Below are 321 nucleotides of genomic sequence, written 5' to 3'. Positions count from 1 at the left end.
ATTTTCTGCTGTAATTGTCCCATTATGAGCCTCAATGATTTGTCGACTAATAGAAAGACCGAGTCCTGAGTTTTGTCCAAATGTATCTTCGCTTGGTCGATCAGTATAAAAGCGTTCAAAAATGCGTTCAATATTTTCTGAGCGAATACCAGGGCCATTATCTTCAATAATTAAGACAAGATTTGCAGCATTACTTTTCATAGTTATACAAATTTTGCCGTTATCATGGGGAATGAAAGAACGTGCATTTTCAATGAGATTGGAAATTACTTGCCCTAAACGGAGTTCATGTCCCAATACAAGGTAAGGTTTTCCATGAGG

At 37.1% G+C, this 321-nt stretch carries 1 protein-coding gene; it reads right to left on the bottom strand.

The genetic code is table 11. From position 1 onward, the window contains the following. Positions 1-321, bottom strand: a 321-nt coding sequence (locus tag ACFINS_RS10635) for an ATP-binding protein (protein WP_375706255.1), incomplete at both ends; no start/stop codon positions are given.

The sequence above is a fragment of the Bartonella sp. AA2SXKL genome, assembly GCF_042197205.1.
In the GTDB taxonomy this organism is placed as follows: domain Bacteria; phylum Pseudomonadota; class Alphaproteobacteria; order Rhizobiales; family Rhizobiaceae; genus Bartonella.
The sequence above is the reverse complement of the archived record's forward strand: the minus strand, read 5'-3'. Positions and strand labels throughout refer to the sequence as shown.